This window comes from Nocardia spongicola (assembly GCF_047200775.1).
Lineage (GTDB): Bacteria > Actinomycetota > Actinomycetes > Mycobacteriales > Mycobacteriaceae > Nocardia.
This window is the reverse complement of the sequence record NZ_JBJZOO010000002.1, coordinates 204,760-218,619: the sequence shown is the minus strand read 5'-3', so window position 1 is coordinate 218,619 and position 13,860 is coordinate 204,760. Positions and strand designations below refer to the sequence as shown.

General features: G+C 64.7%; 11 protein-coding genes. 4 read left to right on the top strand and 7 right to left on the bottom strand.

From position 1 onward, the window contains the following. Positions 1-11: 11 nt before the first annotated feature. The gene (gene clpB, locus ACL02S_RS06030; RefSeq protein ID WP_412801295.1) at positions 12-2,567 is read right to left on the bottom strand and encodes an ATP-dependent chaperone ClpB; all 2,556 of its coding nucleotides are present in this window, start codon (positions 2,565-2,567) and stop codon (positions 12-14) included. Between the two features lie 399 nt (positions 2,568-2,966). Between clpB and ACL02S_RS06025 the strand changes: the two genes are divergently transcribed. From ACL02S_RS06025 to ACL02S_RS06015, 3 genes are all read left to right on the top strand, one after another. Further along, on the top strand, positions 2,967-3,902 hold the full coding sequence (locus ACL02S_RS06025; protein ID WP_412801294.1) for an NADP-dependent oxidoreductase: 936 nt from the start codon (positions 2,967-2,969) through the stop codon (positions 3,900-3,902). Between the two features lie 259 nt (positions 3,903-4,161). Next, positions 4,162-5,319, top strand: coding sequence for an FAD-binding oxidoreductase (locus tag ACL02S_RS06020; RefSeq protein ID WP_412801293.1), 1,158 nt, complete (start codon positions 4,162-4,164; stop codon positions 5,317-5,319). 15 nt (positions 5,320-5,334) lie between these two features. Next, on the top strand, positions 5,335-6,105 hold the full coding sequence (locus ACL02S_RS06015; RefSeq protein ID WP_412801292.1) for an FAD-binding oxidoreductase: 771 nt from the start codon (positions 5,335-5,337) through the stop codon (positions 6,103-6,105). Positions 6,106-6,423: 318 nt separating this feature from the next. On the opposite strand, the gene ACL02S_RS06010 is transcribed toward ACL02S_RS06015, so the two are convergent. Next, positions 6,424-6,885, bottom strand: coding sequence for a hypothetical protein (locus ACL02S_RS06010; protein ID WP_412801291.1), 462 nt, complete (start codon positions 6,883-6,885; stop codon positions 6,424-6,426). A gap of 277 nt (positions 6,886-7,162) precedes the next feature. On the opposite strand from ACL02S_RS06010, the gene ACL02S_RS06005 reads away from it, so the two are divergent. Next, the gene (locus ACL02S_RS06005; RefSeq protein WP_412801290.1) at positions 7,163-7,912 is read left to right on the top strand and encodes an SDR family oxidoreductase; all 750 of its coding nucleotides are present in this window, start codon (positions 7,163-7,165) and stop codon (positions 7,910-7,912) included. A gap of 63 nt (positions 7,913-7,975) precedes the next feature. On the opposite strand, the gene ACL02S_RS06000 is transcribed toward ACL02S_RS06005, so the two are convergent. From ACL02S_RS06000 to dnaK, 5 genes are all read right to left on the bottom strand, one after another. After that, entirely contained in the window at positions 7,976-9,145 is a 1,170-nt protein-coding gene (locus tag ACL02S_RS06000) for an FAD-binding oxidoreductase (RefSeq protein WP_412801289.1), read from the bottom strand. Positions 9,146-9,636: 491 nt separating this feature from the next. After that, entirely contained in the window at positions 9,637-10,056 is a 420-nt protein-coding gene (locus ACL02S_RS05995) for a heat shock protein transcriptional repressor HspR (protein ID WP_412801288.1), read from the bottom strand. Next, positions 10,056-11,216: a molecular chaperone DnaJ gene (dnaJ, locus tag ACL02S_RS05990; protein WP_412801287.1), complete on the bottom strand. Its 1,161-nt coding sequence runs from the start codon at positions 11,214-11,216 to the stop codon at positions 10,056-10,058. The genes ACL02S_RS05995 and dnaJ overlap by 1 nt, the downstream gene beginning before the upstream one ends. Before the next feature lie 24 nt (positions 11,217-11,240). Beyond that, the gene (gene grpE, locus ACL02S_RS05985) at positions 11,241-11,897 is read right to left on the bottom strand and encodes a nucleotide exchange factor GrpE (protein ID WP_412801286.1); all 657 of its coding nucleotides are present in this window, start codon (positions 11,895-11,897) and stop codon (positions 11,241-11,243) included. Further along, the gene (gene dnaK / locus ACL02S_RS05980; RefSeq protein WP_412801285.1) at positions 11,894-13,741 is read right to left on the bottom strand and encodes a molecular chaperone DnaK; all 1,848 of its coding nucleotides are present in this window, start codon (positions 13,739-13,741) and stop codon (positions 11,894-11,896) included. The genes grpE and dnaK overlap by 4 nt, the downstream gene beginning before the upstream one ends. Positions 13,742-13,860 lie beyond the last annotated feature (119 nt).

The following is a 13,860-nucleotide window of genomic DNA, read 5'->3' as shown; positions in this document are numbered from 1 at the left end:
ATACCGCTGGATCAGCGACCGATGAGGAGGGAGTCGCCGTCGGGGCTGACCGTCACCTTGACACTGTCGCCGTCGGCGACCTCCCCGGCGAGCAGCTCCTTGGCGAGAGAGTCGCCGATCGCCTGCTGGATCAGCCTGCGCAGCGGACGAGCGCCGTAGACCGGGTCGTAGCCACGGATAGCGAGCCAGAACCGGGCCGAATCGCTGACGTCGAGGGTCAGCCTGCGCTGCGACAACCGCTTCTGCAGCTGGGCGAGCTGGATGTCGACGATGTCCTCCAGCTGCTCTTGTTCGAGCGCGTGGAACATGACCACATCGTCGAGGCGATTGAGGAACTCCGGTTTGAACGCCGAACGCACCGCGTTCATCACGAACTCCTGATCACCACCCGCACCCAGATTGGAGGTGAGGATGAGAATCGCGTTGCGGAAGTCCACGGTCCGGCCCTGGCCGTCGGTGAGCCTGCCTTCATCGAGTACCTGCAGCAAGATGTCGAATACATCCGGATGCGCCTTTTCGATCTCGTCGAACAGCACCACGGTGTAGGGCCTGCGCCGTACCGCCTCGGTGAGCTGACCGCCCTGGTCGTAGCCGACATAGCCGGGGGGAGCACCGACCAGCCTGGCGACCGAGTGCTTCTCGCTGTACTCGCTCATATCGATCCGGACCATGGCCCGCTCGTCGTCGAACAAGAAGTCCGCCAACGCCTTCGCCAGCTCGGTCTTGCCGACACCGGTCGGGCCGACGAACATGAACGAGCCGGTCGGCCGGTCCGGGTCGGCGACACCGGCACGCGACCTGCGTACCGCGTCGGATACCGCCCGCACCGCCTCCGCCTGCCCGACCACGCGGCGCCCGAGTTCCTGCTCCATCCGCAGCAGCTTCTGCGTCTCGCCCTCCAGCATCCGGCCCACCGGGATGCCGGTCCACGCGGACACTACCTCGGCGATATCGTCGGGGCCGACCTCCTCCTTGAGCATGACCTCGCCATCGCCTGCGGTCGCCGAGGTCTTCTCGGCCTCGACCAGTTGCTTTTCCAGCGTGGGGATCCGACCGTAGCGCAGCTCGGCCGCTTTGCCGAGGTCGCCGTCGCGCTCGGCGCGGTCCGACTCACCACGCAACGCTTCCAGCTCCTCCTTCAGCACCCGGACCTGGTCGATCGCGTTCTTCTCGTTCTGCCAGCGCGTCGTCAGCTGGTTGAGCTTCTCCCTGGAATCGGCCAGTTCACCGCGCAGCTTCTCCAACCGCTGCTTGGATGCCTCGTCGGTCTCCTTGCTCAGCGCGACCTCTTCGATCTCCAGTCTGCGCACCGCCCGCTCGACCTCATCGATCTCCACCGGGCGGGAGTCGATCTCCATACGCAGGCGCGAGGCCGACTCATCGACCAGATCGATCGCCTTGTCCGGCAGGAACCGGGAAGTGATGTACCGGTCCGACAGCGTCGCCGCGGCGACAAGGGCGGAATCGGTGATGCGTACTCCGTGGTGTACCTCGTAGCGTTCCTTGATGCCGCGCAGAATACCCACGGTGTCCTCGACCGACGGCTCCCCGACCAGCACCTGCTGGAAGCGGCGCTCCAAGGCCGCGTCCTTCTCGATGTGCTGGCGGTACTCCTCCAGGGTGGTCGCGCCGACCAGGCGCAGCTCACCCCTGGCCAGCATGGGCTTGATCATATTGCCCGCGTCCATCGCCGATTCCCCGGTAGCTCCGGCGCCGACGATGGTGTGCAGCTCGTCGATGAAGGTGATGATCTGCCCCGCGCTGTTCTTGATGTCCTCGAGCACGGCCTTGAGCCGCTCCTCGAACTCACCGCGATACTTCGCGCCCGCGACCATCGCGCCGAGATCCAGTGACACCACCGATTTGCCGCGCAACGACTCCGGAACATCGCCTGCCACGATCCGCTGGGCCAACCCCTCGACGATCGCGGTCTTACCGACACCAGGCTCACCGATCAGCACTGGATTGTTCTTGGTACGGCGGCTCAGCACTTGGACAACACGCCGGATTTCGGTGTCCCGTCCGATCACCGGATCCAGCTTGCCGGACCGGGCGGCCTCGGTGAGATCGGTGGAGTACTTCTCCAGCGCCTGGTAGCTGCCTTCCGGATCGGGGCTTGTCACTCTGGCGCTGCCGCGCACAGCGGTGAACGCCGAGCGCAGCGCGTCCGCGGTGGCGCCGTACTTGGTGAGCAGCATCGTCACATCGGAGTCGCCCTCGGCGAGACCGACCATGACATGCTCGGTGGAGACGTACTCATCGCCGAGCTCGGTGGCCGCGCGCTGCGCGGCGGTGATCGCGGCGAGCGCCTCCCGGCCCAGCTGCGGCGTAGTGGTGGCACCGGTCGCGCTTGGCAGCCGATCCACGATGTCCTGGGCCTCGCGCCGGATCGGCGCCGGATCTGTGCCGACGGCCTTCAGCAACGGCGCGGCGATGCCATCGGTTTGATCCAACAGCGCCACCAGCAAGTGCGCCGGACGAATCTCGGGATTGCCCGCGGCCGAGGCCGCTTGCAGTGCGGCGGTCAGAGCAGCCTGGGTCTTGGTGGTGGGGTTGAACGAGTCCACGAGTCACCTTCCTACTAGTCGTTCGCGCGGCGCCGAGCATGATCGAAGCCTCTCGCTTCGCCTCGCACAACCGATGCCCAGTTCGGCGCCGCTCTTACCACTTCCAACGTTGGAAAGGTTGAGTCTGTTCCGCTCAAGTTTGAAATTCTCCGCCGAACTCCCCGAAGCGGGGATGCCCTGCCGGATCGGGTCCGAACGCTACGCCACCACGCTGCGGAAAGCGACGATTCCGACACCACCGAAGGCGATGGTTCCGCCGGTCGATACCCCTTGAATGCCTACGATGACCACAGTCGCCAGGTGCGGCAGCACTCTTCCCTCTGGAATCTCGCAGTTTCGGAATCATTCAATACAGCTTCTTCGGTTCAAAACACTTCAGCCCATACGAGGAGTGAACGGATGCGCGCGATCGTGGTACGAAAGTTCGGTGCGACACCAGAGCTAGCCGAGATGCCGGTGCCTGAGCCGGGGCCCGGCTCCGTACAAGTGCACCTGGAGGCCGCCGGAGTGAACCCCTTCGACCAGAAGATGGCCTCCGGTGTACTGGAGGGCAAACTGCCACACGACTTTCCGATGATCCTCGGAGTGGACGGCGCGGGCACCATCACCACGCTCGGCGCCGGTGTCAGCCGATTCACCGTCGGCGAGCGGGTGGTCGGTAAATTCCTCACTCCACCGGCAGGCCACGGCAGCTTCGCCGAATACGCGGTGCTCCCAGAAGGCGGCACACTGGTACCGATCCCGCCCGGCGTACCGACGGTCACAGCCGCGGCACTACCGACCGCTGGAGTCACCGCGCAGGACCTGGTAGACGCCACGCATATCGAACCAGGCCAGACCGTGCTGATCGTCGGCGCGACCGGTGGTGTCGGCTCATTCTTGGTCCAACTGGCCAATATCGCGGGCGCACATGTCATCGCGACCGCGCGCAGCACCTCAGCCGACCAGATGACCAGGCTCGGCGCCGCCGAGACCGTCGACTACACCGCGGGATCGGTGCGCGATCAGGTCGCCGAGGCACATCCCGATGGCATCGACGTCCTGTTCGATCTGGTGAGCCCACCCGAGACACTCAGCGAACTGAGCACCCTGGTCCGTGCGGGCGGGACCGTCTACTCCACTACCTTCGCCGCCGACGAAGACGCCCTGCGGGCGCGATCCCTCCGAGGCGGCAATATCGAATCCAAAGGGAAAACCCCGGAGCTGGCCCGGCTCCTTCAGCGCGTCGCCGCGGGTGACGTCGTAGTACCGATCGCGGCCACCGTGCCGCTGGCCGCGGGCTCCGAAGTCATCGGCGCGACCGGAGCCCGCGGCAAAACCGTACTCACCATCTGATCGACACCGAAACATCGGCACACTGCCGCCGCCGGCGGGATGACCAGCCGGAGCCGACCCCACACCCCTGGTGCGGCTCACCCACGGCACCGTACTCCGCCGAGCCGGCACCACCCTTGGTTTGCCCGATATTCACCATTTCCCCGGTCTTCTCAGCCGTGCCCACACGACCACGCAGTTCTCAGGAATACTTGTCGGTGGGAGACCACCGGTAACAGGTAGGTCTCCGGGCAGAACTAGGGAAAGGAAGCTCGACGTCGTGGATGCGCGTTCGGCTGCGCTGGTCCGCGCCAACTTCCGCTCGGTGCTCGAGTCACCACAGGGACCCGAGCGGTTGGTCAGCGCGTTCTACAGTCACCTGTTCGCCGAGAACCCTGGGCTGTACGAATTGTTCCCACCCACCATGGACATGCAACCCAAACGCATGACCATGGCCATCCAGTACGTGCTCGAACACTTGGAGGACTGGGAACAGGCACAGAAATTCTTGGAACAGCTCGCCAGGGACCACCGCAAATACGGCGTACAAGCAGCACACTACGACCGAGCGGCCCGTGCCCTGCTCGCCGCGTTCCGCACCTACCACGGCGCGGCATGGCACAGCGAGCTGGAAGAAGGCTGGCGCGACATCACCATCCTGATCTCCGCGGCCATGGCCATCGGCGCCAACTCCGATAAGTCCAAGCCGTATTGGGAGGCCACCGTGGTCGGCCATCGCCGGGTACTGGACGACCTGGCCGTCGTACGCTTGCAGTCCGATGAGCCGGTGCCCTACCAAGCAGGTCAATACGTGCCGGTGAGTGTGCCGCAGCGCCCGAGGATGTGGCGGTACCTCTCCCCGGCGATCCCAGCCAACCCCTACGGCGAGATCGAGTTCCACGTGCGCAAGATCCGCGGCGGCTGGGTGAGCCCCGCGATCGTCAACGAGACCGAAATAGGTGACCGGTGGCAGATCGCGGCCCCGCTCGGCGGTCTGCATGTCGACCGGGACAGCGGACGCGATGTGCTGATGATCGGCTCGGGCACCGGCATCGCCCCCCTACGCGCTCAGCTGATCGAGATGGGCCAGCGCGGCATCAACCCACGGGTGCACTTCTTCATCGGCGGCCACTACCCCTGCGATCTATACGATGTGGAGAACATGTGGCAGCTCTCGCAGAGCAATCCCTGGCTCACCGTCATACCGGTATGCGAGCAGAAGACCAATCCATGGTGGTACCCGCATCCAGCGCAGGACGAGCCGTACGGCATGCACCGGCGCCTGATCGGTAACCTCGGCGCCGTGGTCGCCAGTTTCGGCTCCTGGGCAGACCGGCAGATCCAAATCGCCGGATCCGCGCATATGATCGCCGATACCCGCCGCGCGCTCATCTCGGTCGGCACGCCGGAGCACAACATCAGCTGTGACCCTGTGTAGGAGAAGGAGGCCCCATTGGGGGAGCCGAGCACGTCCAGCCCCGGAACACAGAACGCACCGCAATGGACCTCGACCGTCGTCGGCCATCATCGGCTACGCCACGACCTCGCGGTGATCCGATTGATCGGTGAGTTCGTACCATTCGCCCCTGGGCAGTCCGTCGAAGTGCGGGTGCCACAACATCCCGGTGTGCGGCGCAGGTTTTCACCCGCCCTGCCGCCCTCGCTCGACGGCAAACTGGAGTTCCACGTACGCACCGTGCCCGGCGGCTGGTGCAGCGGCTCCATCGTTGCCGATACCAGGCCGGGTGACGAATGGCGTATCAGCGCTCCACTCAGCGGATTCCGCGTCGACCCTGCCGGCGATGAGGTGATAATGATCGCCGGTGGCACCGGATTGGCGCCCATGCGTGCCCAAATCCTCGATATGGCCCGCAAACCGGACCCGCCACGCACGTACCTGTTCATCGGCGGCCGCTGCCCACGCGACCTGTACGCCGCGGACATGCTCTACCTGCTGGCAGGCGAATTGCCCTGGCTCACCGTGATTCCCGTAGTGGAAAACCTGGACGACCCCGGCTGGGTGGACGAATGGTACGAACAGTCCCGCGTCGACATCGGCTTTCCCCCCGACGACCTGTTGCAGGGCACTCTCGCCGACGTAGTCGCCGCACACGGCGCGTTCCGCAACCACCAGATATTGGTCTGCGGCTCACCCGCCATGGTGCAGACCACCGTGGACCGACTGATCGAAACGGGAACTCCGGCAGAGCTCATACAGTGTTAGCCGGTCGTGCGGGCGCGACGGGTTCGCGGTCGACCTGCTATATGGGCGGGCGCGACGGGTTCGCGGTCGACCCGCTATATGGCAGGAAGAGACAGTTCGCTTCACACCGCGTGGAAGAACTGCTCGAACATGTCGTATTCGGGTCTCACCCCTGGCAAGCGAGCTGGTCTTCGATTCGAGCGCTGAAGCGAGCCACCGGGGGGCGTCCGAGTAGTCGATCCAGGAAATCGGTGATGAGCAGCCGATATCGGCCAAGCCGCACACTGCTGTCCGATACGACGATTTCCTGGTTGAAGCAATGCGAGCTCGAAGCTGGTCTCAGAAACGTTTCGCTGAATCGAGTTCGCTGACCAACCAACGGCCCCAGACGTTGTCGAGGGTCGCTGTCAGCGTGAGGTGCTCGAGAGAGGGTGCAGGGCCGGCCGCATTGGTCCGGACCTGGACAAGATTGATCAATACCCGCTGGCGCAGCAGGTCGCCACCGATCCCACCGCATTCAATGGATTCGACCCATCCACGCACCCGCATCTCTCGCATGCTCGACTTCAGGGCAGGCGCTGCTGCGGAGAATTCGTCCGCGAAATTGCCGGTGCTGCGATCCAAGACCCGTTGAAAGTAGCCGTCCAGCGCCGCGTGGTCGTAGGTCCCGATCTCCCTGCCGAAATCGCAGGCCGAGAGCCGCGCGTCTTCCGGAGTCCATGCCGCGGCGTTCGGCGCCGAGACCACTACTACCGCGGCTAGTGCGGCCAGCAGCATGCCGAGAGCAGGTATACGAGACATGGTGCCCCCTTTTCGGTACAACGACACGCCCATACGCGCCAGGGGTCACTGTAACCGGTTATCGCAGTCACGACCAACCGATAGACGCCGCAGTAATGCCCAGTGAAGCAACCATTTCGACGGGAAGTTCGAGTGCGGTAGGAGAAGGGCCGCGCGGCGTGCAGCCCCGCTGCGGATTTCGGTGTAGTGATACACGTCACCACTTGTCAGGTCACATGTGCGCGTGCTGTCTCGTCTACCCGGCAGAACAACCGAACAGCCAACAAAGGAGCTGAAGATGAAGGTCGCAGTTGTCGGAGCCACCGGACGGATCGGCAGCGAGGTCGTCGAGGTACTGCGGAACCGGGGCCACGAGGTGGTCGCGATCAGCCGCGCCACCGGAGTGGATGTCTACACCGGCGAGGGCCTGGCCGAAGCCATGGACGGCGTACGAGTCGTCGTCGACGCGAGCAACAACCCGTCGCAGGACACCGAGACGATCACCGACTTCTTCGCGGTCGCGGCACGCAACCTACAACAGGCGGCCCACACAGCCGGAACGCGGCGGATCGTGCCGATCTCGATCATCGGCATCGACAATTTCACCGCGGGCCATTACGCCGGAAAGCTGGTGCAGGAGAAGACTCTCGCGGAAGGCCCGGTCCCGATACGGATTGTCCGCGCGGCGCAGTTCCACGAATTCCCCGGCATGGTGCTGGACTGGACCGCCCACGACAACGTCGCCTACCTCCCCGAACAGCTGAGCCAGTTTGTCGACCTGCACACCGTCGCGGAGACGATCGCCGATGTCGCCCTCGATGACTCGCCCACTCCGGCCCTGGTCAGCATTGCCGGCCCCGAGCAGATTCGCCTAGCCGACGCGGTCCGCCAGTTGATCGCCCACCGTGGCCTGCCGATCCAGGTCACAGAATTGCCCGTCGACCCAGCCGACAACAACCAGCGCCTGAGCGCGGAAGGCGCTCTCCTCGCCGGTCCCGACACCATCATCGCGGGCCCAACCTTCACATCATGGTTGGAAAACCACTGAGCGGTTGCGTCCTTCCCCGCGCGAAACCCGGCCGCCCCTGCGGCGCAAGCACTTCCTTGGAGCTCACACAAACGGATCGTGACGGATGTTCCTCGCGAGTGTTCCGGCTGCCATCAGACGGAACTTGGTGGTCTGCACCATCGACGGCGGGCCCGCGATCTGCACGTCCCTGTCGGCCCAGTTACCTGAGCTCGCGACGATTTTGCCGATCTGACCGGTCACCTGCGGTTCCAAGCCGGGCCATGCGGGGCGAGGGTTATCGAATTCGCAATGCCACCATGGGTTTTCCTCGTTCTCGATCACCGGCGTTACGGTGAGCCACGGATTGGCCATGGTGAGTTTGCTCAATGTCTCCAGGTCGTAGAGGTCGCACGGATGATGGCCACCGGCGAAAAGGTGCACCTTCGGATTGCCTCGCCGCCGCGCCATCGCCATGAGCTGGGCGCGTAAGGGTGCGAGACCGGTACCGCATCCGACCATGAGCATGGAGCGTTTGGGATTCCGCGGGATGCCGAGGCCGCCCATCGGCGCACCGAGCAACCATGTGTCACCTATACGGGTCTGCCCGACGATGGCCGGGCTGACCCAGCCACCGGGCACACTCCGGACATGGAATTCGATCTCCCCGTTGGCATTCGCGGGGACCGCGGGCGAAAGATTCCGCCACATCCGTGGCCGGGCCGGTATCTGCGCGCTCAGATACTGGCCCGCCGCATAGTTCATCGGCTGATCGAGCTGGAGCCGGACGATGATCAGGTTGCGCAGCGCCTCACGGCGCTCGATGACCGTACCCCGCCATACCGCCGGTGTGGTCTCTTTCGCCGCGGCGTGGATCATGGCGCCGGTGACAATCCGCAAGCCCTCGTCCCAGGCACTGTCGACCTCGTCGGTCCAGTTCTCCGTAGCCGCGAACAGTTTGACGGCGGTTTTCAGCGCGGTAGCTCCGGCACGGTAATGCTCGGGCCGGACACCGTATTTGCGGTGTTCCCTGCCCCTCTGAGCGAGGAACGGGAACAGCTTATCCGGCTCCTCCCATCGGTCGAGCACATAGGAGATCGCGGTGATGAGACGCTCGCGCTGAACATGCATCGCGGCCGGAAAGAGATCGCGGGCATGTGGGCAATCGGCGAACAAGATCGCATAGAACGAACGAGCCAGTTGCTCCGTCCCGTCCTCCGCCGCGATAACCGCCTTGAACGTCGTTCTCATCAAAGCGATAGTGCGTGAATCCATTGCTATCACAACCCCATTTCGCGCTCGTACACGAATCGTGCCGATGAGACAGGTGCCGCGAGATGCTTGATAACAGTTCCGACAAGGAGTGTAGGTGAGGTTTGCCAGCAGGGGAGTTTTTCGCCTGAACATCACATACGAGATTTGCCCTAATCGAGGGTACGGAGTGGGAAACATCAGGGAAACCGACTGATAGTCAATGGTTTCCCTGCGAAACAAGCACACCACCCGTCGGGAAACGGGGTTCACCGGGTGCCCCTATCCAATTCATCCAGAATCGCCCGAATTCATCCTGATTGATCGGTTTTTTCCGTTTTCGGAGTGCCGCTCGAACAGTGGATCAGATACCGATACAGCCGAGGACCACTGCCATCGACAGGCCGAACCCCCGCTTCATAGCGCCGAACTGATTCGTGCCGCGCACAGCGAAAACACCACCGGGCCCCGGCCGATCACGGAATGTGATCGGCCGGGGCCCGGTGTAGTGTCGGTTATCGTCTGCGCATACCGTCGTCGCGGCGGTTGCGTGGCTGCCAGACGACCAGAGCGGTACTCCGCTGTGGCGGTGCGAGATCGGGCCGGTAGCCTGCTCGCATCCGCTCCAGCTCGGCCGCCAACTCCGCGACCTGCTGGCGCAGTTCCTCTACTTGGTTGGTCAATTCGATGACGCGCTTGATACCCGCCAGGTTGACGCCCTCGTCTTGGGACAGCCGCTGCACCTCGCGCAGCAACTCCACGTCCCGCGCCGAATAGCGCCGTCCACCACCCGAAGTGCGCTGCGGAGTAACCAACCCCAGCCGGTCATAGGTGCGCAACGTCTGTGCGTGCATACCCGCCAGCTCGGCCGCCACCGAGATCATGAAGAACTCGGTGTGCGACCCGCCGGACGCCTTCTTCGGCTCAGTGGACATTACGCACCTGCCCATCCCGCACGTGGATCGAAGCCGCTGGACCGTTCCGCCTCCCGATAGCGCTCCAGCGCCTCGGTGGCATCGTTGTTCAGCTTCTGCGGTATCGCGATCTTCACCGTCACCAGCAGATCGCCGGCACCGCCACCGCGTTTGGGCACACCACGGCCACGCACCCGCAGGATGCGCCCGTCGGCGGTGCCCGGTGGCACCTTGACCCCGACCCGACCGTCCAGGGTCGGTACCGAAACGGTAGTGCCGAGGACCAGTTCGCTGTAGCTGACCGGCAGCACCACGGTCAGGTCATCGCCGGTACGGCCGAAGACCTTGTCCTGGCTGACGTGCACGGTGACGTACAGATCACCCGACGGCGCGCCGCGTAACCCTGCCTCACCCTGACCGGCCAGCCTGATCCGTTGCCCATCGCCGACTCCAGGGGGAATCCGCACGGTAATGGTGCGGGTGCGGTTCTGGATGCCACTGCCGTGGCAGTCGGCGCACGGGTCGTCGATGATCGAGCCACTACCCCGGCACTCATCGCACGGCTCACTGAAGCCGAACGCACCTTGGTTGCGGCTGACCACACCGGCTCCGTTGCAGAGCGGACATACCCGCGGGCTCGTCCCCGGTTTGGCACCGCTGCCGTGACACGTGGTACACGGCGACGGGCTGGTCATCCGGAGCGGAACCGTGACGCCCTGGGCCGCCTCCCGGAAACCGAGTGTCGTCTCGGTCTCCACATCGGCGCCGCGCCTCGGGCGGCTGGTGGTTCGGGTACCACCCCGGTTGAACAGACCGCCGAACAGGTCGCCGAGGCCACCATCGCCCGCGGTCCCGCCACCGAAGATATCCCCGAGGTTGAACTCCTGCGAGAAGCCGCCCCCCGCGCCGGGAGTACCGAACCCACCACGGCCGTAGCCACCACCCGCGAAGAGTCTGCGGGTTTCGTCGTACTCTTTGCGTTTGGCCGGATCGGACAGCACGGCATGCGCCTCGCTGACCGTCTTGAACCGCTCCTCCGCCTTGGCATCCCCCGGATTGGCATCCGGGTGCAGGTCACGGGCGAGTTTGCGGTAGGCCTTCTTGATGTCGTCGGGCGAGGCGCTGGAGGAAATACCCAGCTCCTTGTAGAAGTCCTTTTCGATCCACTCCCGTTGGCTCACCGAGCATCTCCTCCTCTCGCGTCCTTATCTGTCGCTGGTACCGGCATCAACATCCGATGCCTCTTCCGTCTTGCCGTCGGCAGCCTCGGCCCGATCAGCGGTTTCCGCCAGATCGGATACGCCGTCGGTGACCCCGACGAGCGCGTGCCGCAGCACCCTATCGCCGAAGCGATAGCCTTTACGCATCACAATGCCGATCACCGGATCGTGCCCGGAGCCTTCGTGCTGTACGGCCTCGTGCAGCGTCGGATCGAAAGGCTCACCCTCCGAACCGAATTCGGCGAGACCCTGCTTCACCAGCGCGTCCGAGAGCTTATCGGCCACCGACTTCAGTGGACCGGACTCCAGGTCACCGTGTGCCCGTGCGCGGTCGAGATCATCGAGCACGCTGAGCAATTCGGTGACCACCGACGCCTTGGCCGAGTCGATCGTGGCCTGACGGTCGCGCTCGACCCGGCGCCGATAGTTGGCGTACTCCGCGGTCAGCCGCTGCAGATCGGCGGTGCGCTCGGCGAGCTCGCCGCTGATGGTGTCGGCGAGCTGCTGAGCCTCGACATCCTGGGCCGCCTCGGCCGCGGTGCCGTTGTCCGCGGCCTGCTGGCGGATCTCCCCGCTGTCCGGGTCGATCTTCCGGTTGTCGACGAAGGTGATCGGTTCCTTTTCGCTGTTACCCTCGGTCACTTCTTCTCCGTGTCGACCGGCTCGTCCACAACCTCGGCGTCCACGACCTGGTCATCGGTGGCCGTGCCGGATTCGCCGTTGCCCGACGCCGCGGCATCCGCTGCGGACGACTCGTAGAGGGCCTGGCCGAGCGCCTGGGACTCGGTCGCCAGCTTCTCGACAGCCGCCTTGATCGCGGCGATGTCACTGCCCTTCAGCGCCTCGTTCGCCTCGGCGATGGCCGCCTCGACCTTGGTCTTGACCTCGGCGGAGACCTTGTCCTCGTTCTCCTTGATGAACTTCTCGGTCTGGTGCACCAGCGATTCGGCCTGGTTGCGGGTCTCGGCCTCCTCGCGGCGGGCCTTGTCCTCGGCGGCGTGCGCCTCGGCGTCCTTGACCATCCGATCGATCTCTTCCTTGGACAGACCGGAGCCGTCCTGGATCTTGATCGTGTTCTCCTTGCCGGTGCCCTTGTCCTTCGCGGTCACATGCACGATGCCGTTGGCGTCGATATCGAAGGTGACCTCGATCTGCGGCACGCCACGCGGGGCAGGCGGGATACCGGTCAGCTCGAAGGAGCCGAGCAGCTTGTTGTGCGAGGCGATCTCGCGCTCACCCTGGAACACCTGGATCTGCACCGAAGGCTGATTGTCGTCGGCCGTGGTGAAGGTCTCCGAGCGCTTGGTCGGAATGGTGGTGTTGCGCTCGATGAGCTTGGTCATCACCCCGCCCTTGGTCTCGATACCCAGCGACAGCGGGGTCACATCGAGCAGCAGGACGTCCTTGACCTCACCCTTGAGCACACCGGCCTGCAGTGCGGCGCCGACGGCGACGACCTCGTCCGGGTTCACGCCCTTGTTGGGCTCCTTGCCACCGGTCAGCTCGCGCACCAGGTCCGCGACCGCGGGCATCCGGGTGGAGCCACCGACGAGCACGACGTGGTCGATATCGGCGACCTTGATCCCAGCGTCCTTGATCACGGACTGGAACGGCGCGCGGGTGCGGTCGAGCAGGTCGGAGGTGATCTTCTGGAACTCGGCGCGGGTCAGCTGCTCGTCGAGGAACAGCGGGTTCTTATCCGCGTCGACGGTGATGTAGGGCAGGTTGATCGAGGTGCTCTGCGAGGAGCTCAGCTCGATCTTGGCCTTCTCCGCGGCCTCACGAAGCCGCTGCATGGCCATCTTGTCCTTGGTCAGATCGATGCCCGAGCTGCCCTTGAACTTGTCGACCAGCCACTGCACGACCCGCTCGTCCCAGTCGTCACCACCGAGGTGGTTATCGCCCGAGGTGGCGCGGACCTCGACGACGCCCTCGCCGATTTCCAGCAGCGAGACGTCGAAGGTGCCACCACCGAGGTCGAAGACCAGGATGGTCTGCTCTTTATCGCCCTTGTCAAGGCCGTAGGCCAGCGCGGCCGCGGTGGGCTCGTTGACGATGCGCAGCACGTTCATGCCCGCGATCTGGCCCGCTTCCTTGGTGGCCTGCCGCTGCGCGTCCTCGAAGTAGGCGGGCACGGTGATGACCGCGTCGGTGATCTCCTCACCGAGGTAGGCCTCGGCATCGCGCTTCAGCTTCATCAGCACCCGCGCGCTGATCTCCTGCGGGGTGTACTTCTTACTGTCGATATCCACCGACCAGTCGGTGCCGATATGCCGCTTGACCGAACGGATCGTGCGGTCGACATTGGTGACGGCCTGGTTCTTGGCAGGCTGGCCGACCAGCACTTCACCGTTCTTGGCGAACGCGACGATCGACGGAGTGGTCCGCGATCCTTCCGAGTTGGCGACAACGACCGGCTCGCCACCTTCGAGAACAGCGACGACCGAGTTCGTGGTCCCGAGGTCGATTCCGACCGCACGAGCCATTGTGGTTCCTCCTGATTGACGTACCTGTATGTGTCCGGTGCCGGGCGAACAACCGCCCTGCGACGCCCCGACAGAGCGTCGTGCGACCTCGCCCCTGGCACCTCACGGAGCACGGCCCA